This is a genomic window from Nocardia aurantiaca, from assembly GCF_009708175.1.
In the GTDB taxonomy this organism is placed as follows: domain Bacteria; phylum Actinomycetota; class Actinomycetes; order Mycobacteriales; family Mycobacteriaceae; genus Nocardia; species Nocardia aurantiaca.
In genome coordinates, this window is the sequence record NZ_WMBB01000009.1 from 120581 (window position 1) to 140193 (window position 19613).

A 19613-nucleotide genomic window follows, 5' to 3' on the forward strand; every position below is an offset into this window, starting at 1 on the left:
ATTCGCCGACGACCGGGATCGGTGGCCGGTTCACCCCGTCCGAGTCGCGGGGGTGTGCGTCGGGGATGTGGTCCGGTTGGAGCGGAAGAAAGGGGGACCCGGGCCGAACACGCCGGTGATGTCGGTGAATTCTCCCGCTTTGCGTCAGTGGTGTTGCCTGCTTCGGTGGGCGTTGGAATGCGTGAACGGCGTGCGTCGAAGGGACCGGTCGGGATATCGTGGCTGGTGCCCTGCGGGTAGATCACGAGTAGCCGATGGCCGAGAGAGATCCGTTCAAGACGCAGCGTGATGTCGGTGTCGATGTCGTCACGGAGTTGCGCGCTGCCGGTTTCGAGGAGGCCGAGGAGATCGGGCGGGGCGGTTTCGGGAAGGTGTTCCGCTGTATCCAGCCTACCGCGGGTCGTACGGTCGCGGTGAAGGTGTTGACCGGCGAGCTGGATGAGAATCGGGAGCGTTTCTTTCGCGAGCAACGCGCGATGGGGCGGCTGACCGGGCACCCGAATATCGTCGACATGCTCGAAGTCGGTGAGACCGCAAGTGGTCACCCGTACTTGGTCATGCCATATCACGCTCGCGGGTCCCTGGATGCGCGCCTGCGCCGCGACGGTCCGTTGTCGGTGGCAGAGTTGCTGCATCTGGGGGTGAAGATCGCCGGCGCGCTGGAAACCGCGCATCGAGCCGAGGTGCTGCACCGCGATATCAAGCCGGGAAACATCCTGCTCACCGACTACGGTGAGCCCGCGTTGACCGACTTCGGGATCGCCCATATCACCGGTGGATTCGAAACCGCGACGGGCACGATCACCGGATCACCGGCGTTCACCGCACCGGAGGTCCTCGGTGGTGACGCCCCGAGCCGAGCCTCGGATGTGTACGGCCTGGGAGCCACACTGTTCTGCGCGCTCACCGGGCATGCGGCCTTCGAACGCCGCAGCGGCGAGGAGGTCGTCGCGCAATTTCTGCGAATCACGCAGCAACCGGTACCGGATCTGCGTGAGCAAGGAATTCCCGACGACGTCTGCGCTGCGATCGAGGCGGCCATGTCACGCGAACCACGCGGCCGCCCCACCGCCGCGGAGTTGGGTGAGCGACTGCGCCGGATAGAGCGCGATCACGGTTTCGCGGTCGATGCGATGGCGCTGCCGACCGAACCAGGAGCCGAGCCCGCATCGGTTGTCACGTCGGTGCCCGCGGCGGGGAATCGTACTGGAAACCTGCCGCTCGAGCTGACCAGCTTTGTCGACCGGCGGGTCCAGATGACCGAGATCAAGAACCTGCTGGCGGGGTCACGCCTGGTGACGCTGACCGGTATCGGCGGGGTCGGCAAGTCACGGCTCGCGCTGCGCGTCGCCGACAAGGTGCAGCGAAGTTTCACCGCAGGCGTGCGGCTGGTCGAGTTGGGTGATCTGCACGATGAAACATTGTTGGTCGACGTCGTGGCCACCGCCCTCGGTCTGCGAAACCAGAGCGCCCGGCCGATGCTCGAGGCGCTTGTGGAGTTCTTGTCCGCGCGCAATCTGCTGCTCGTACTGGACAATTGCGAGCACATGATCGAAGCGGTCGCGGCGCTGGCCGAATCACTGCTACGGACCTGCCCGCACGTGCGGATTCTGGCGACCAGTCGAGAGGCACTCGGCGTCGGCGGGGAATCGGTGTTCGCGGTGCCCCCACTGGCGATTCCCGATATGGCGAGCAATCCCGGGCTGCGCGGGGTGACCCGCCACGACGCGGTGACATTGTTCGCCGAGCGAGCCGCCGCGGCCGTGCCGGGCTTCGAGGTGACCGATGACTCCATGCTCAGCGTGGCCGGGATCTGCACTCGACTCGACGGGCTACCGTTGGCGATCGAACTGGCCGCGGCCCGGCTGCGCACGATGTCGCCCGAGCAGATCCTGACCCGGCTCGACGACCGCTATGCTCTGTTGACTCGCGGGAGTCGTGGGGCCCCGATGCGGCAGCAGACCCTGCGGTGGTGCATCGGCTGGAGCTATGACCTGTGCGTACCGGCCGAGCAGCGGTTGTGGGACCAGCTGTCGGTGTTCGCGGGCAGTTTCGAGCTCGATGCGGTCGAGCAGGTGTGCGGCACCGATCTGACCGAGACGCAATTGCTCGACGGATTGTCCGCGCTGGTGGACAAGTCGATCCTGATCCGCGAGGAAACCCGGGGCACGGTCCGCTTCCGGATGCTCGAGACCGTTCAAGAATACGGCAGGGAGCAAGCCCAGGACGGCGGGAGGTACCCGGAATACGTTCGGCGGCATCGAGATTGGTGTGCGCGGTTGGCACTCCAGGCGGAAGCGGAGTGGATCGGTCCGAACCAGCTGCAGTGGGTTGCCCGGCTGGAGCGGGAGCTGCCGAATTTGCGAAACGCGCTGGAATTCAGCCTGTCCGAGTCGGGCGAAACGGCGTTGCGGATCGTCACCGCCCTGTACATGTTCTGGACATTGCGTGGGCGGCTCGACGAGGGACGTCGTTGGTACGAGCGCGCGCTGGCCCAATCGACCGATACACAGCCGCTGGGGCGGGCCAAGGCTTGTTGCGGGGCCGCCACGATGGCTGTCCTGCAGGGTGACCTACCGGCCGCCGCCGAGCACGTGGCGCAGCTCGAGACCCTGGCCGAGCAGAAGATGGACCCGCTGGTCGCAGCGCTGCTCGCCCACGCCAAGGGAAACTATTGTCTCGCGCGCGGTGCTGACGATCTGGCTCGTGCGGGTACCGCCCTGCTGGCCGATGCCATCGACGCCTACGAGGCATCCGGTGACCTCAAATCGCAGCTGGACGCGCGGATCTCACTCGGCTGGGCTTACGCGCAACAGGGCGACATCGCGCGGGCTCTCGCGGGCCTCGAGAAGGCGCTCGCGATCACCGAATCCGCCGGTGAAACGATGCTTCGGTCCTGGGTGCTGTGGGCAATGGGATTCGCCGTATGGCGAACGGGTGAGCCCGATCGCGCTGTAGCTCTGTTACAGGAGGGCATTCGAGCGGCCCGACTGGTGTCCGATCCGGTCGTCGCCACCGTCTGTTTGGAGGCATTGGCTTGGATCGCGACCGAGCAGCGCCATGCCCGCCGCGCCGCTATCTTGCTGGGCGCCGCCGATACGCTGAGCCGCATCGGCGCCAGCTCCGTCTCCATGTTGCCCAATCTGCTTGTCTACCATAAGGAATTCACCCGCGGCAGTCGCGAGATGCTCGGTACGCGGGCGTTCGAGGCGGCCCATCAGGAAGGCGCCGCAATGAGTTTCGACGCCGCGGCGAGCTTCGCGCTCGGCGAGCGAGCCGAAGCGACCGCGCCGCCCCTGCGTTCAGGAGGGAAACTGACCAAGCGTGAGCGCCAGGTCGCCGATCTCGTCGCGCGCGGCCTGACCAACAGGGCGATCGCGGCCCGGCTCGTGATCTCACCGCGCACCGCCGATGGACACGTGGAACATATCCTGACCAAACTGGGGTTCATCTCGCGCGCACAGATTGCGGCATGGGCCGCCGAGCAGCCTGAACTCTGAACTGTGTCATCGATTCGCCACGCCGACATCAGCTCGCCTCAACCCATACCGATCAGCCGCAAGAGCCTTACCTCCGTCTGACGCCCAGCGCATCGCCGGCATCTGCGCTCAGTCGCCGATCCGGGTCGTAGATATCACGCATACCCGACAACTCCGTCGGCTGACAGTGTTGTGGAGTTTGCCCGCCATGCCTCGCTCAACGACTGCTTCAGCTGACGCTTGAGCCCGCGAACCATAGCGGTATCGGTCCGTCTGAGGTTCAATGCGTCATCGACGACCCGGAGGAACCGCCGACGGCTCATACCGAAGGTCACGAGTAACTCGGCTGCGGTGGCACCGCCGAACGGCGCCCACCGAACGGCAAAGCCGAGAACGGACTTCGTGCTCGGATCGAGGCAATGTGCTCGCTCGAGCAGATCACAGTTGTGCAGAGCGTCTCGAATCCAGGAAGTGTCGTAGAGACGGCCGGCCTCCGGCCTCGGTAGTCGTCGCGCCTGGTCGAAAGCGGTCGTGGGTTGCGAACCAGCCCCCGTCGCAGCCGATGTGGCGCAGACCGTGAACACCGGAAAGCTGTCCGTTCGAGGTCGCGGCTGAAATCGGACGCGAACAGGTCCATCCGCTACCGGCGGAACGTCGCCCTCGATCGTCGTGTACATCCATGGACCTTCGTCCAATTCAACGATGGCGATGGTGGACGGAACCACGTCGGTGGATCCTCTATCCATTGCCCGGTACACCAGCCTCCACGAGACGATGGAACCGAAACCGGACGAGTCGGCCCACTCGAAATCCTCCGACCGACATGACGAACACGTCGCGATGAACGGCGCGTGCAATGTTCGGCAAACCACACAGCGCCGCAGCGTCAATGCCTCATCACCTGTGGAATTTCGACTTACGAATCGTTGGAGCTCATTCATGGCTACCTCTGGGCAACATGTTCCATACGGTTGGTTCCAGACTCACCCTCGCGCCGCGAAATCACGACGGTAGAACGACCCGTGCGATACCTATTTCTTGGTACACCGCCGCTACCTATTTCCGGATGCACCGCACTGCTCTGCGGATTCACCGGGCTGCCGGCCGCGCCCGATATCGGGACAGAGCAGCTGCGTCGACTGCGACGAGGGTACGGCAGCAGATGGCCTCCGCCAGAGCCCGAACCGCTCGATACCGCACGGTAGCCGCCGGCGAATCCGTCGGGGACTCGGAGTTGGGCAGTCGTTGGGTCAGACCCGGGCGGAGGCGTTCACCCCCATCCTCTCTGTCAGTCGGGGACGTTGCGGTCGAGCTCTTCGAGCCAGGCGGCGGCCGACGCGTCGCTCGGCGCGCGCCAATCACCCCGCGGGGACAGGGATCCGCCCGAGCCGACCTTGGGGGCATTCGGCAGAGTGGAGCGTTTGAACTGGCTGGTCTGGATGAAGCGGCGCAGGAATTCGGCCAGCCAGCGCTTGATGGTGGGCAGATCGTACTCGTGGCGCTGATCGGCGGGGACGAGGTCGGGCCAGCGGCCGCGGGTCCGGTCGGACCACACGTGGTGGGACAGGTAGGCGATGCGGCTGGGCAGGTCGCCGAAGCGAAGCAGGTGGTAGAGGTGGAAGTCCTGGAGTTCATAGGGGCCGACGGTGGCCTCGGAGCTCTGGGCGGGGGCGTCGCCGTCACCGGGGATTAGCTCCGGGGAGATCTCGGTGGCGAGAATGGAGGTCAGGACCTCGCCCGCCTCGCGGCCCAGGCCGCCGGTGTCGATCGTCCAGGCCACCAGGTATTTGATCAATGTCTTGGGGACCGAGGCGTTCACGCTGTAGTGGGCCATATGGTCGCCGACACCGAATGTGCACCAGCCCAGCGCGAGTTCGCTCAGGTCGCCGGTGCCGACCACCAGGGCGTCATGCGTATTGGCCAACCGGAACAGATGCGAGGTGCGTTCACCCGCCTGCACGTTCTCGTAGGTGACGTCGTACTGCGGAACCCCTTCGGCGGCAGGGTGTTTCAGGTCGCGCAGCATCTGCATGGCCGATGGCCGGATGTCGATCTCGTGCGCCGTGGCCCCGACCGCCCGCATGAGCCGCCGCGCGTCCTGCAGGGTTCGGCTGCTGGTGGCGAAGCCGGGCATGGTGTAGGCCAGCACATTCGAGCGCGGCAGTCCCAGCCGGTCCATGGTCTTGGCCGCGACGATCAGCGCGACCGTGGAGTCCAGTCCGCCGGACACCCCGATCACCACCCGCTGCGAGCCGGTGGCCGCCAGCCGCGTGCTCAAACCCTCCACCTGGATGCGGTGCACCTCCGCGCACCGCTCGTTGCGGCGGGCCGGATCGGCGGGGACATAAGGAAAGCGCGGGATTTCGCGCCACAGCGGCACCGTCCCGGCGGGGACGGGCAGCTCGACCTCGATGCGCCGGAAGCGCGCGAGCCGTTCCCGGTGATCGTGGACGTTGTCGGCGAAGCTGGTCGTGCGCAGCCGGTCCGCGGCCAGCCGTCGCAGGTCGACATCGGCGGTGATGACCTGCGGGTGCTCGGCGAACCGCTCGCCCTCGGCCAGCACATTGCCGTTCTCGCACACCAGCGCCTGTCCGTCCCAGGCCATGTCGGTGGTCGACTCGCCATGCCCGGCAGCCGAATACAGGTACGCGGCGATGTACCGCGCTGAATGCGAGCCGCACAGTTCGCGCCGGTAGTCGGCCTTGCCGATGACGATATTGCTGGCCGACAGGTTCACCAGCACGGTCGCCCCGGCAAGCGCGGCGAAACCGCTGGGCGGCAAGGGGACCCAGCCGTCCTCGCAGATCTCGAGATGGAACACGAAATCCGGCAGGTTGCTCGCGGTGAACAGCAGATCCGCCCCGAACGGCACCCGCTGCCCGGCGATCACGACATGGTCGTCGAGCGCCTCCCGCGCCGCCGCGAACTGGCGTTTCTCGTAGAACTCCCGATAGTTGGGCAGATAGCTCTTGGGTGCGGCGCCCAGAACCCGTCCCCGGTGAACCGCGATGCCGCAGTTGAACAGCCGCCCCTGCGTCCGCACCGGCGCGCCCACCACCAGTACGGTGTCGATTCCGGTGCTTTCCTCGACGACGCGCTCGAGCGCCGAGCCCACCGCCGCGTCGAGCGCGTCCTGATGGAACAGGTCGTCGGCGGTGTAACTCGACAGTCCGAGCTCGGGGAAGACCGTCAGCACCACGTGCTCGGCTGCCGCGCGCCGGGCCAGCAGCAGGGTCTGCTCGGCATTGAAGCCCGGATCGGCGACCCGTATCGGTGGCACCGCCACCGCGACCCGCGCGAAGCCGTGCCGATACAGCGAATCGAACGGCAGTTGCTGTGACAACACCGACCCCTTTGCGTCCGGCCGAGGTGATCATGGTCTCCGCCCGCAATCTACCCATGCCGGGCACGCGGCGGGGGCCAGGCCACGCCACACTCACTCGCGGGCGGACTGCTCCCGCAGGCGGGCAAGGGTTTTCGACAGGATGCGGGACACGTGCATCTGGGAGATGCCCATCTGCTGGGCGATCTGGGTCTGGGTCATGGATTCGAAGAACCGCATGGTCAGGATTCGGCGTTCGCGTTCGGGCAGCCCCGCCAGCAGCGGGCGGATGGCCACATACTCCTCGACCCGGTCGAATTGCGATTCCTCCTCGCCCAGGGTGTCGAGCAGGGAGGCCTCGGTATCGCGGCCGACGGAAACGGCGTCGATGCTGCTGGGCTGGTAGGCGTTTCCGGCGATGACCGCCTGGGTGACCTCATCGGCGTCGATGTCGAGTGCGGCGGCGATCTCCTTGGCGGTGGGGGAGCGGCCCAGCTGCTGGGAGAGCGCGTCGATGGCCGAGCCGATGCGCAGGTGGGTTTCCTTGACGCGCCGGGGAACCCGCATGGCCCAGGTATTGTCGCGGAAGTAGCGGCGGACCTCGCCCATGATGGTGGGCACCGCGAAGGACAGGAAGTTGGAGCCGCGGGAGATGTCGAAGCGGTCCACCGCATGGACGAGGCCGACCCGTGCGACCTGGGTGAGGTCGTCGAAAGGCTCACCGCGGCCGCTGAATTTGCGGGCGATGTGGTCGGCCAAGGGAATACAGCGATTGATCAGCTCGGTGCGCAGCGCGGCGCGGCGCGCGGATTCCGGTGCGGCGGCGGCCAGTTCCTCGAACAGCGTGGTGACGTCGTCGTAGCCGGAGACGCTGCGCGCGACCTCCTCAGCCTCCTCGGCGTCGGCGCCGTCCTCCGTGTCGGTCTCTTCCGGTTCCCTCTCCTCGCGCGGATCCTCGGGCTCGGGTCCGTCGATGGATGTGGCGAACACGTTGTCTCCGTCGGTCACTACGCCTTCCCCCGGACCCGCCGGAACTCCACTGCCGTCGGGTATCCGGAGATCGCCGGATCGAAGGGCTCCTGGGTGGCGGTGACCTCGTCGGACAGGGTCCGCAGCACATGCCAGCCGAAGCTGCGCTGATCCGGTAGTCCCGCGGCGGCGGCGATGCCGCTCACCCGGACGATCAAATCGGACTCCCCGACGGTGAACAGGCACTGCAGCGTGGTATCCGGGGCGGCCAACGCGATCAGCGTGGAGGCGGCCTCGTCGACGGCGAGCCGGATGTCGGCCACTTCGTCGAGGGTGAAATCACTGAGCAGCACCAGGGTTTCGGCGAGTCCGCGCACGATGGGCAACTGGGATACGGAAGCGGCGACACCGATCTCGACCGGTGTCCCGCGCAACCCTTGTTCCGCCGAAATGTTGATCACCCTGTAGAGGCTACCCATTCCGGTACGCGGCAATCAGCCATTCACGGTTCACGCTGACGCCGGGACCACGGGTGGCTCCCGATAGACTTCCGCCCGTGTGCACCTCTTTCTCCCCCTTTCAGCGGCCCGCGCCGATGATCGCCCCGTCCATCCTGTCCGCCGATTTCGCGAACCTCGCGGCCGAGCTGCAAGCGATCGAGGGCGCCGACTGGGTGCACGTCGATGTGATGGACAACCACTTCGTGCCCAACCTCACGCTGGGCCCGCCGGTGGTGCAGAGCCTGCTGAAGGTGACCGACATTCCGATGGACTGCCACCTCATGATCGAGAACCCGGAGCGCTGGGCCCCGGGGTACGCGGAGGCAGGCGCCTACAACGTCACCTTCCACGCCGAGGCCACCGACAACCCCATCGCCGTGGCTCGCGACATTCGCGCCGCGGGCGCCAAGGCCGGGCTTTCGGTCAAGCCGAACACCCCGATCGAGCCCTACCTCGACATCCTGCGCGAATTCGACACCCTGCTGGTGATGAGCGTCGAACCCGGTTTCGGCGGGCAGTCTTTCATCGCGCACGTGCTCGACAAGGCCCGTCAGGTGCGCCGCCTCGTCGACGCCGGTGAGCTGCGCCTGGTGGTGGAGATCGACGGCGGCATCAATATGGACACCATCGAGCAGGCCGCCGAGGCCGGCATCGACTGCTTCGTCGCGGGTTCCGCGGTGTACGGCACGCCGGACCCGGCTGCGACCGTGGAAGCCTTGCGGCAGAAGGTGATCGCGGTCGGGGCGGCGTCCGCCCAGTAACCCGGTCAGCGCCGCAGCAGCGCCTCGATCACCGATTCCAGCGGCGGCACGGTGTCGATGGTCTCGGGGGAGTGGATCCAGATGCGGTATCCCGTCCGCTCGTCGTCGGCGGACGGGAGCACGACCTGTGCTCCCGGGCACGCGACGGTGGCGTAGAGCCGGAACAGCGCGGCGGCCACCGATTTGGTCAGGGACTCCGGTCTGGCGGGTCCGGTGATGAAGGTCCACCGCCGTGCCCGGGGATGGTGCACCACCGGCCCGGCCAGATCGGCCTGTGCCAGCTGCTGCTGGACGCGTTCGCCGAGGTCGGCGGGCATGGTGATGGCTCCGTAACGATTGCCTATATCGAGCAGGATGTGCCGTGACGTCGGATCGATCGATGCCGGCAGGTGAAATTCGCGTCGATACTGCATGCAGCGAACTTCGAGCGTCGAATCGAGAAGCGTGGTCACGCTGCACCCCCAACTGTGCCGATTGTGTTGTCTGCCACCTGGATCCGACCCGCGTGGGTCCAACTGTCGTTCGATTCGGCTTGCTCGCGATGACGTCACCGGCCCGGATCGGCCGGGGACGCGTTGACCATTCTGCGTTGAAGCTCGCGGAGACGTTGAGCTGCCGTAATCAACTGCATAACAATCTTGCGACCGTTTTCGCCGCTGCGCAAGATTCCGGTGTAAGCGAGTTGCGAATTGGGTATCAAGCAGTGTTCAGCCTGGTCAGGCCATCCATTGAACCGGTAGAGACCATTGAACCGGTAGAGACCGGAATTCCAATCATCGATCTCGAGTGGTGCGGACAATTTAGCGATCGCGAGTTGGCTTACGTCCGATTTCGTCCACCCACCGGTATCGAACGCCCCACTGAACGAGGCCGCATGTCGCCTACGACCCAGCGTCGTTAGGCTGAGGGAGACGGCCGTTCGCGCGGGGAATACCGCGTACCGCACCGGCTGTTGGCTCGAGCGGAGCACGCACAGGTGATCAGGGAGAGGTACGCATGTTCACAGGCATCGTCGAGGAGCTGGGCGAGATCGTCGCCACCGAGCAGCTGGACGATTCGGCGCGGCTGACCATTCGCGGCCCCCTGGTGACCTCCGATGCCGGACACGGCGATTCGATCGCGGTCAACGGCGTCTGCCTCACCGTGGTGGACCGGACGATCGAGGGCGACACCTTCACCGTGGACGTCATGGCCGAGACCCTGGACCGCTCCAGCATCGGCGCGTTGGCCGTCGGTTCCCGGGTGAACCTCGAGCGCGCCGCGGCGGTGAACAGCCGCCTGGGCGGGCACATCGTGCAGGGCCACGTCGACGGCACCGGCACCATCGTCTCCCGCACCCCTCACGAGAACTGGGAGGTCGTGCGAATCTCCCTGCCCGACAGCATCGCTCGCTATGTCGTGGAGAAGGGCTCCATCACCGTGGACGGCATCTCACTGACCGTCTCCGGCATAGGCGTCGCCGAGGACGCCTTCGCCGACGGCGCCAAGGACTGGTTCGAGGTTTCCCTCATTCCCACAACCCGCGAACTCACCACATTGGGCACTGCCCCGGTCGGCACCACCGTCAATCTCGAGGCCGACATCATCGCCAAGTACGTCGAGCGGCTCGTACAGCGTGGCTGACCTGCAAGTTCGCGGCCCGTCTCGGTCTGGACCGCGGGTTGACAGACCTCCGCGGTGGAGCGGGGGAGCGAAGCGGAGGAGGGAAGACCGAGACCTCGCAGGTCGCGAACTCGCGACGCCGGAGGCGGCGCAAATTGGGCACTGCCCTACTGTAGTGGGGCACCTAATTCGAGATGGAGCACAACAGACGTGACCAGGTTCGACACCATCGAGCGCGCAGTCGCCGACATCGCCGCCGGTAAAGCGGTCGTCGTCGTCGACGACGAGGGCCGGGAGAACGAGGGCGACCTCATCTTCGCGGCGGAGAAGGCGACCTCCGAGCTCGTGGCCTTCATGATCCGCTACACCTCCGGTTACATCTGTGTGCCGCTCACCGGGGAGGACTGCGATCGCCTGGGCCTGCCGCCCATGTACGCGGTCAACCAGGACAAACACGGCACCGCGTACACCGTGTCCGTCGATGCCCGCGAGGGCATCAGCACCGGTATCTCGGCCGCCGATCGGGCCACCACCATGCGCGTGCTGGCCGACCGCAACGCCAAGTCCGACGACCTGACCCGCCCGGGTCACGTGGTTCCGTTGCGCGCCAAGGATGGTGGCGTCCTACGTCGGCCCGGCCACACCGAGGCCGCCGTGGATCTGGCCCGGATGGCCGGGCTCAGCCCCGCCGGCGTCATCTGCGAGATCGTCAGCCAGAAGAACGAGGGCGATATGGCGCGCACCGAAGAGCTGCGCATCTTCGCCGACGAGCACGACCTGGCGCTGATCTCCATCGCCGACATGATCGCCTGGCGCCGCCGCAACGAGAAGCACGTCAAACAGGTGGCCGAGGCCAAGCTGCCCACCGAGTTCGGCGACTTCCGGGCCATCGGCTACGAGAGCGAATACGACGACGCCGAGCACGTGGCCCTGGTCATGGGCGACATCGGCGACGGTCGGGACGTACTCGTGCGCGTGCACTCCGAATGCCTCACCGGCGACGCCTTCGGTTCGCTGCGCTGCGACTGCGGTCCGCAGCTCGACGCCGCCATGGAGATGATCGCCCAGCAGGGCCGCGGCGTGCTGCTGTACATGCGCGGCCATGAGGGCCGCGGCATCGGCCTGCTGCACAAGCTGCAGGCCTACCAGCTGCAGGACGACGGCGCCGACACCGTCGACGCCAACCTGGACCTGGGCCTGCCCGCCGACGCGCGCGACTACGGCATCGGCGCGCAGATCCTCGTGGATCTGGGCATCACCTCGATGCGGCTGCTCACCAACAATCCCGACAAGCGCGCCGGGATCGAGGGCTACGGTCTGAGCATCAGCGAGCGGGTGGCGATGCCGGTGCGCGCCAATAAGCACAATCTGCGGTACCTGCGCACCAAGCGGGATCGGATGGGCCACGACCTGGTCGGCCTGGAAGACTTGGATCTGGGCGAAACCGCGAACTGACGCGCGGCACACCGACTACCGAGAGGGCGGAACAACGATGAGCGGTACGGGCGTACCGACTTTCGAGCTCGCCGACGCCAATGATCTGAAAGTCGGGATCGTGGCGTCGCGCTGGCACACCACCATCTGCGACGCGCTGGTCGCGAACGCGGAGAAGACCGCGCGCGACGCGGGCGTCGCCGATATCACCGTGGTCCGGGTCGCCGGCGCCATGGAGCTGCCGGTCGTGGCGCAGGCGCTGGCCCGCAGCCACGACGCGGTGGTCGCGCTGGGTGTCGTGATCCGCGGTGAGACACCGCATTTCGATTATGTGTGTGATTCGGTGACCGCCGGGCTGACCCGGGTGTCGCTGGATGAGAGCACCCCGGTCACCAATGGCGTGCTCACCGTGAACACCGAGCAGCAGGCTCTGGATCGCGCGGGCCTGCCCGGCTCCACCGAGAACAAGGGTGAGCAGGCCGCGGCCGCCGCCCTCGACGCGGCGCTCACCCTGCGCGAGCTGACCCAGACCGTCTAGCCATGCCGGTCGTGCGGATCTGGAAGCGGGACGGCTCCGACGAGCCGCCCCGCAAGCCTGCCGCCACGACGGAAGCGCCTGCGGCGCGTGAGCGACCGCGGGCCGGTGCCGAGCAGAGAGCGGAGTCCGAGGAACCCATGGCAGAAACGGAACCAGACGTGGCCCCGAAGCCCGCCACCGGCGACGGCGAGTGGGATCTCGAGGTGCGGCCGCACCGCGCCATCGTCACCGTGCGGATCGTGGCGGCGGTCCTGGCGGCCATCTTCATCTTCGGCGGCATAGTGCTGCGGCACGGCTCCACCGGCGTGAACTTCCGGGTCTCCGACCAGATCGGCCTGATGGTGTTCGGCCTGCTGCTGGCCGGTGGCGTCCTGACGCTCACCCGGCCGCGGGTACGGGTCGGCAAGCGCGGGGTGAGGGTGCGGAACATCGTGGGGGACAGCGAGTTCCAGTGGAAGGACATTCGCGGGATTTCCTTCCCGGACAAGAAGTCCTGGGCCCGGCTGGAACTGGTGCACGACGAATACGTGCCCATGATGGCCATCCGCTCCAATGACAAGATGCGCGCCGCCGAGGCCATGGACCGGTTCCGGGAACTCGGCGCGAAGTACAGTGCGCAGAACTAGGGCTGAGCAACCGGATCCGACAGCGCGATCGCGAAGGGCCCGCCATCCGCCTACCGGATGGCGGGCCCTTTCACGGCGGAGTGGCTAGCGCGGGCCGCCCAGCACCGCACCCTCCCGACGCGGGTCCGCGCCGCCGATCCAGCCGTTGCCGTCACGGACCAGCGCCGACAGGCCACTGGACTGCGGGGCGACCGAGACCTGGTCGCCGTACTGCCGCAACTTCTGAACCAGCGGATCGTGGTCGCCATTGTCGGCGGCATTCACCGCGGGATGCTCACCGCCCACATACGTGGTGGGGGAGTTGGCCGCGCCGAAGTCGATCATCGACACCGCCTGCTGCGGGTTCATGCCCCAATCCAGCATGCCAACCAGGGTTTTCACCACGAACTGGATGATGACCGCCCCGCCGGGCGAGCCGGTGACGTAGCTGAGCCCGCCGCGGGTGCCGTCCGGATTGCGGTCGAACACCAGCGTCGGGGCCATGGAGCTGCGCGGCCGCTTGCCGGGATCGAGCCGGTTGGCGACGGGGGTGCCGTCCTTGTCCACCGGTTCGGCCGAGAAGTCGGTGAGCTGGTTGTTGAGAATGAATCCGTCCACGAAATGGAATGACCCGAACGCGGATTCGACCGTCGTCGTCATGGACGCCGCATTGCCGTACTTGTCGACGATGGAGATGTGACTGGTGCCGTGCTCGGGCTGCTGCGGGCCGTCGCCGACCGGCACCGGGCCGAAGTCACCGGGCTTGGCGGTGCCCAGGCTCTTGGTCGGATCGATGAGCGCCGCGCGCTGTTTCAGATAGTTCGGGTCCAGCAGGGCCTGCGGCGAATTGCCCGGCAGCGGAACGAAATCCGAGTCCGCGATGTATTTGTCACGGTCGGCGTAGGCCAGGCGCTCGGCCTCGGCGATCAGGTGCACGGCCTCCGCGGTCGGCTTGCCGCCGTCGCGGGCGGTATCGCTGTCACCACCGAGGTCGGTCGGCTTCATCGACGCCAGATCGAAGTTGGACAGGATGCCCAGCGCGGCCTCCACCGTGATGCCGCCCGAGGATGGGTTGGGCATGCCGCAGATCTCGTGGGCGCGATACGGCGAGCACACCGCGGTACGCTTCTTCGCCTGGTAGGACTGCAAATCCGCCAGGGACAGCAGGCCCGGGGTGCGCCCGCCGGAGGTAGTGGCGGCGGTGTCCACGATGTCGGCGGCGATGGCCCCGGTGTAGAAGGCGTTCGCGCCGTCGGAGGCGATGGCCGAGAGCGTCTTGGCGAAGGCCGGATTGGTGAGCGTGGTGCCGGACGGCTTCGGGCTGCCGTCGGGCTGCAGGAAATACGCTCTGGCGTTGGCGTCGCGCGCGAGATCGGTCTTGGAGTCCGAGATCTGGCCGGCCATGCGCGGTGAGATCTCGAAGCCCTGATCCGCCAGGTTGATCGCCGGCGCGAACAGGTCCTTCCAGGCCTGTTTGCCGTGCTCGTTGTGGGCCAGTTCCAGCATCCGCAGCACGCCCGGCGTGCCTATGGAGCGGCCGCTGGCGCGCGCATTCGGCTGCGGCACAGTGTGATCGGCGGCGCTGATGTAGCGCAGGTAGTCCTCGGTAGCGGCCGCCGGGGCGGTCTCGCGGCCGTCGTAGGCGTCCACGGTCTTGCCCGCGGCGTCGTAGTACATCAGGAACGCGCCGCCGCCGATGCCGGTGGCCTGCGGCTCCACCAGGTTCAGCACGGTCTGCGCGACGATGAGCGCGTCCGCGGCGGTGCCGCCGTCGCGCAGTACCCGGCAAGCCGCCTCGGTGGCAACGGGATTGGCGGTGGAGACGGCGAAGTCACCAGTGCGCACGGCCGTCATGCCGGTGCGGTAGCCGGTGGCGACCTCGGGGTGGAGGGCGAGATTGGTGCTGCTGGGCTCGGCGGGCACTCCGGAGGTGACCGGAGTTCCGTTGGGGGACACAGTGCACGACGCGCTCTGGTTCGTCGATGACGAACAGGCGGTGAGCAATCCGACCAGCAGCAGCAGGGCGGCAGCGCCGCTCCCGATTCGTCGCAAGCGCCTCATTACCGGACTGTAGCGCCGTGGGCTCGCGCGGGCGGGGCTTTGGCGGGGCCCGATCGGTGGGTTGCCAGGATGACTCACCATCAGAGGTCATGTATGGACGAGTGGCGATTTCATGGCAATCTCCGGTGAATCTCTTGATAGGTCACTTGAACAGCTGAATTCGCGACAGGTGGCACAGATCGGAGCGCCGATGCGGTTCTCGGCAAACAACAAGGTACCCTCGGGCTGCCTCACTTCACGAATGCGGAGGGTCAACCGGCGAATGACCGAGATCCGGACCACTGCCACCAGCCTCAACGCCGAGGACAGCGGCTATCACAAAGCGCTCAAACCTCGGCAGCTGCAAATGATCGCCATCGGCGGTGCCATCGGCACCGGCCTGTTCCTGGGCGCCGGCGGCCGGCTGCACAGTGCCGGCCCCTCGCTGTTCCTGGTGTACCTGATCTGCGGCACCTTCGTCTTCTTCATCCTGCGCGCGCTCGGCGAACTGGTCGTGCACCGCCCCTCCTCGGGTTCGTTCGTCTCCTACGCCCGCGAATTCTTCGGGGAGAAGGCCGCATTCGTGGCCGGCTGGATGTACTTCCTGAACTGGTCCATGACAGGCATCGTCGATACCACCGCGATCGCCACCTATCTGCACTACTGGGGACCCTTCCAGCCCATCGCGCAATGGATTCTGGCACTGGGCGCGCTGATCATCGTGCTGAGCATCAACCTGGTCTCGGTGAAATGGTTCGGCGAGATGGAATTCTGGGCCGCCATGATCAAGGTGCTGGCCCTGGTCACCTTCCTGATCGTCGGCACCGTCTTCCTGGCCGGGCGTTTCGACGTCGACGGCCAGAGCGCCGGCCTGCGCATGGTCTCCGACGCCGGCGGCTGGTTCCCGACCGGCGCGCTGCCGCTGGTCACCGTCACCTCGGGCGTGGTGTTCGCCTACGCGGCCGTGGAAATGGTCGGCATCGCCGCGGGCGAGACCGAGAATCCGGCGCGGATCATGCCGCGCGCCATCAATTCCGTGATCATGCGAATCGCGCTGTTCTATTGCGGCTCGGTGATTCTGCTGGCGCTGCTGCTGCCGTATACCGAATACAGGGGCGGCGAGAGCCCTTTTGTCACCTTCTTCGCCAAACTCGGTGTCGCGCACATGGGCTCGATCATGAACTTCGTGGTACTCACCGCGGCGCTGTCGAGTTTGAATGCCGGACTGTATTCGACCGGCCGCATTCTGCGTTCGATGGCGATGAGCGGCAGCGCGCCGAGCTTCACCTCGCGCATGTCGAGTGCCGGTGTGCCCTACGGCGGCATTCTGCTCACCGCCCTCATCGCGCTGTTCGGCATCTGGCTGAATTACATTGTGCCGTCCCGGGCGTTCGAAATCGTGCTGAACGTCGCCTCGCTCGGCATTCTGGCGTCCTGGGCCACCATCGTGCTGTGCCAGTTGAAGCTGTTCCACCTGTGGAGAAAGGGTCGGGCGGAGCGTCCGGCGTTCCGGATGTTCGGCGCGCCCTACACCGGCATCGCGACGTTGGTATTCCTTTTCGCGGTGCTGGTGCTCATGGCTTTTGACCGTCCGGTCGGTACTTGGACTGTCGCCAGCCTGGTGATCATCGTGCCCGCGCTGGCGATCGGCTGGAAGGTCGCCAGTCCGCGGGTGCTGGCCATCGCCGAGATCCGCAAGGGCTACACCGGCGAGTTCTCGGAGATTCCACCCATCCCGATGGACGACAAGTAGTTTCCAGCTTTCGGTGTACACTGGAAATCTCCTCTGGACCTGGTCTTTTCAACGGCCGCACGCGAAATCGCGTGCGGCCGTTATGTGTTCGAGATCACTGTGCCGGTCGCCGGCTATCGGCTGTGGCCATGGTCATAACTTGGTTAACCGGATTGTCCGGAATCCGAACATTTGGTTAGCGTCAGGTTCAGCGCGTTCGCAGGGGGCGCGTGACCAGGGGTTACTCGATGAGGAGTGCTGTGAGTTCGCAAACGGCCGTTGCCGGCGAGGTGGATATGACACCCGTCGCCGCGGAGAACGGCGGTCCAGCCACATTTTTCGAGCGGGTGCTCGACGGGGTGCGGGGGTTGCGCCGTGATGGTTCCGAGATCGACGTGCCCGCCAAGGTCCGGGAAACGCGATACGCCGCGCTCGGCGCGATGGGACTGGCGATGCTGCACAGCCTGCTGTCCATCACCGGCGGTCTGCCCTGTGTGATCGGCAGCGTCGGTCATTTCTTCGCCGCGTGGGTGACCGGCGGGGTGGCACTGCTGTTCGGGCTGCGTTCGCGCTGGATCTGGGTGACCTCGCTGGGATTGGCCAGCCTGCAGGCGTTCCTGGGCATCTTCACCCTGGTGGCGGCCGACATGCCGACGGGAGTAGGGCCGTTCACCGTGCTCTTCGGCGTGATGGTGTCCGGGGTGGTGCTCGCGCTGCTGCTCCGCCGCGACTGCTACCGATGGTTCACTCCCGCCTCTCCGGAACTTCAGCGGGCGGCCGGGTGCCGCTGACCGCTCCGCACCCGTGGCGGCGGTCGGGCGCCGAACCGATTCAGGCGGTACCCGGCGAGTTACCCCGATGGGCGCGAAATCAGTTGTCGCCCACCGCCCGGACGTTGTCCTGGCGGTGGGGTCGGATCTTCTACGCCAGGTTACGGCTCAGCGCCCGGCCGGCGGCGCGGCCGGAGAAGATGCAGCCGCCCAGGAAGGTGCCCTCCAGCGCGTTGTAGCCGTGCACGCCACCGCCGCCGAAACCGGCGACCTCACCCGCGGCGTACAGACCCGGGAAGGGGGTGCCGTCGGGGCGGATGACCTGGGAGTCCAGGTTGGTCTGCAAGCCGCCCAATGTCTTCCGGGTCAGGATGTTGAGCCGAACGCCGATGAGCGGACCGTGCGCGGGGTCGAGGATCTTGTGCGGGGTCGCGACCCGGCCCAGCTTGTCGCCCAGGTAGCGGCGGGCATTGTTGACGGCCATGAGCTGGGCGTCCTTGCTGAACTTGTGCTCGACGTCCCGGTCGCGGGCCACGATCTGGCGTTCGATGTCGGCGAGGTCCAGGTGCGGGCCGCGTGAGATCTTGTTCATGCCCGCGATGAGCTCGGCCAGGGTATCGGCGACGACGAAGTCCACGCCGTGCTGCTTGAACGCCTCCACCGGCGCGGGCGCGCCCTTGGCCACCCGGCTCTTGAGGGTGAGCTTGAGGTCCTTGCCGGTGATATCGGGATTCTGTTCCGAGCCCGAGAGCGCGAACTCCTTCTCGATGATCGACTGGGTGAGGATGAACCAGGAGTAGTCGTAGCCGGTCGACAGGATTTGCTTCATGGTGGCGTTGGTGTCGAAACCCGGGAAAGCCGGTGCCGTCATGCGCTTTCCATGGGCGTCGAACCACAGCGACGACGGGCCTGGAATGATGCGGATGGCGTGATCGGGCCACACCGGATCCCAGTCGTGGATGCCCTCGGTGTAGTGCCACATGCGATCGCGGTTCACGATGCGCCCGCCCGCGGCCTCGGTGATGCCGAGCATGCGGCCGTCCACATAGGCGGGCACGCCCGCGATCATGTGCTCCGGACACGGCCCGAGCCGGTCCACGGGCCAATTGCGGCGCACGAGTTCGTGATTGTGCCCGATGCCGCCGGAGGAGACGATCACCGCCTTGGCGCGCAGTTCGAACTCGCCCTCGATATTCCGTGACGACGCGACGCCGCGGGCCTCGGTGGAGGGCTCCAACACGCTCCCGCGCACGCCGGTCACCGCGTCGTCCTCCACGATCAGTTCATCGACGCGATGCCGGAAGGCGAAGCCGACCTGCCCGCGCTTCTCGGCCTCCAGCACGGGTTCGAGGAACACCCGCACCACCTCTGGTCCGGTGCCCCAGGTGATGTGGAAGCGCGGCACCGAATTGCCGTGTCCGTCGGCGGCTACGCCGCCGCGCTCGGCCCAGCCGACGAGCGGGGTCACCCGCAGCCCGAGGTCGTAGAGGTATTGCCGCTTCTCGGTGGCCGCGAATTCCACGTACGCGCGCGCCCATTGCCGGGCCCAGTGGTCCTCGTCCTCGCGGTCGAAGCCGGCCGAGCCGAACCAGTCCTGCATGGCGAGCTCGAGGCTGTCCTTGACGCCGAGCCGCCGCTGTTCGGGACTGTCCACGAAGAACAGTCCGCCCAGCGACCAGAACGCCTGACCGCCCAGGTTGGCGCGGTTCTCCTGGTCCAGCACGAGTACGCGGCGACCGGCCTTGACCAGCTCGTGTGTGGCGACGAGACCGGCCAGACCGGCCCCGACCACGATGACATCCGGGTTCTCGATCATGCCCATTTCCTTGGTGTCGAAGTTCGATACACGAATGTATCGAAC

15 protein-coding genes are annotated in these 19613 nt (G+C 66.7%); 8 read left to right on the forward strand and 7 right to left on the reverse strand.

Annotation, left to right across the window (positions count from 1 at the left end):
• Window positions 1-254 precede the first annotated feature (254 nt).
• On the forward strand, window positions 255-3500 hold the full coding sequence (locus GLP40_RS20060) for a protein kinase domain-containing protein (protein ID WP_154789494.1): 3246 nt from the start codon (window positions 255-257) through the stop codon (window positions 3498-3500).
• Between the two features lie 134 nt (window positions 3501-3634).
• Here GLP40_RS20060 and GLP40_RS20065 read toward each other — a convergent pair whose 3' ends face one another.
• The 4 genes from GLP40_RS20065 to GLP40_RS20080 all read right to left on the reverse strand — a co-directional run bounded on the left by GLP40_RS20065 (window position 3635) and on the right by GLP40_RS20080 (window position 8231).
• The gene (locus tag GLP40_RS20065) at window positions 3635-4420 is read right to left on the reverse strand and encodes a Zn-ribbon domain-containing OB-fold protein (RefSeq protein ID WP_154789495.1); all 786 of its coding nucleotides are present in this window, start codon (window positions 4418-4420) and stop codon (window positions 3635-3637) included.
• A 347-nt stretch (window positions 4421-4767) separates the two neighbouring features.
• Window positions 4768-6822: an NAD(+) synthase gene (locus tag GLP40_RS20070; RefSeq protein ID WP_230329746.1), complete on the reverse strand. Its 2055-nt coding sequence runs from the start codon at window positions 6820-6822 to the stop codon at window positions 4768-4770.
• A 93-nt stretch (window positions 6823-6915) separates the two neighbouring features.
• Entirely contained in the window at window positions 6916-7809 is an 894-nt protein-coding gene (locus tag GLP40_RS20075; RefSeq protein ID WP_328290428.1) for an RNA polymerase sigma factor SigF, read from the reverse strand.
• Window positions 7809-8231 (reverse strand): anti-sigma factor, encoded by a 423-nt coding sequence (locus GLP40_RS20080; protein WP_328290429.1) that lies wholly within the window; start codon window positions 8229-8231, stop codon window positions 7809-7811. Before GLP40_RS20080 ends, GLP40_RS20075 begins: the two co-directional genes overlap by 1 nt.
• Window positions 8232-8365: 134 nt before the next feature.
• Here GLP40_RS20080 and rpe point away from each other — a divergent pair, with 134 nt between their 5' ends.
• Complete coding sequence (gene rpe / locus GLP40_RS20085) at window positions 8366-9031, forward strand: ribulose-phosphate 3-epimerase (protein WP_154789723.1); 666 nt, start codon at window positions 8366-8368, stop codon at window positions 9029-9031.
• Window positions 9032-9036: 5 nt separating this feature from the next.
• On the opposite strand, the gene GLP40_RS20090 is transcribed toward rpe, so the two are convergent.
• On the reverse strand, window positions 9037-9483 hold the full coding sequence (locus tag GLP40_RS20090; protein ID WP_328290430.1) for a hypothetical protein: 447 nt from the start codon (window positions 9481-9483) through the stop codon (window positions 9037-9039).
• A gap of 544 nt (window positions 9484-10027) precedes the next feature.
• Here GLP40_RS20090 and GLP40_RS20095 point away from each other — a divergent pair.
• From GLP40_RS20095 to GLP40_RS20110, 4 genes are all read left to right on the forward strand, one after another.
• Window positions 10028-10654, forward strand: coding sequence for a riboflavin synthase (locus GLP40_RS20095; RefSeq protein WP_154789497.1), 627 nt, complete (start codon window positions 10028-10030; stop codon window positions 10652-10654).
• 189 nt (window positions 10655-10843) lie between these two features.
• A complete protein-coding gene (locus tag GLP40_RS20100; RefSeq protein WP_328290431.1) occupies window positions 10844-12088 on the forward strand; it encodes a bifunctional 3,4-dihydroxy-2-butanone-4-phosphate synthase/GTP cyclohydrolase II in 1245 nt (414 codons plus the stop codon).
• Between the two features lie 37 nt (window positions 12089-12125).
• Window positions 12126-12605 (forward strand): 6,7-dimethyl-8-ribityllumazine synthase, encoded by a 480-nt coding sequence (ribH, locus tag GLP40_RS20105; RefSeq protein ID WP_154789498.1) that lies wholly within the window; start codon window positions 12126-12128, stop codon window positions 12603-12605.
• Window positions 12606-12742: 137 nt separating this feature from the next.
• Window positions 12743-13231: a PH domain-containing protein gene (locus GLP40_RS20110; protein ID WP_154789499.1), complete on the forward strand. Its 489-nt coding sequence runs from the start codon at window positions 12743-12745 to the stop codon at window positions 13229-13231.
• Between the two features lie 84 nt (window positions 13232-13315).
• Here the strand turns inward: GLP40_RS20110 and GLP40_RS20115 are convergent, their stop codons facing one another.
• On the reverse strand, window positions 13316-15271 hold the full coding sequence (locus tag GLP40_RS20115) for a gamma-glutamyltransferase family protein (RefSeq protein WP_154789500.1): 1956 nt from the start codon (window positions 15269-15271) through the stop codon (window positions 13316-13318).
• A 262-nt stretch (window positions 15272-15533) separates the two neighbouring features.
• Here GLP40_RS20115 and GLP40_RS20120 point away from each other — a divergent pair, with 262 nt between their 5' ends.
• Both GLP40_RS20120 and GLP40_RS20125 read left to right on the forward strand, forming a co-directional pair.
• Window positions 15534-17003 carry an amino acid permease gene (locus tag GLP40_RS20120; RefSeq protein WP_154789501.1) on the forward strand — a complete coding sequence of 490 codons (1470 nt, stop codon included), beginning with the start codon at window positions 15534-15536 and terminating at the stop codon, window positions 17001-17003.
• A 239-nt stretch (window positions 17004-17242) separates the two neighbouring features.
• On the forward strand, window positions 17243-17773 hold the full coding sequence (locus GLP40_RS20125) for a hypothetical protein (protein WP_154789502.1): 531 nt from the start codon (window positions 17243-17245) through the stop codon (window positions 17771-17773).
• A 130-nt stretch (window positions 17774-17903) separates the two neighbouring features.
• Here GLP40_RS20125 and GLP40_RS20130 read toward each other — a convergent pair whose 3' ends face one another.
• Complete coding sequence (locus GLP40_RS20130; protein WP_154789503.1) at window positions 17904-19568, reverse strand: FAD-binding dehydrogenase; 1665 nt, start codon at window positions 19566-19568, stop codon at window positions 17904-17906.
• Window positions 19569-19613: the final 45 nt, after the last annotated feature.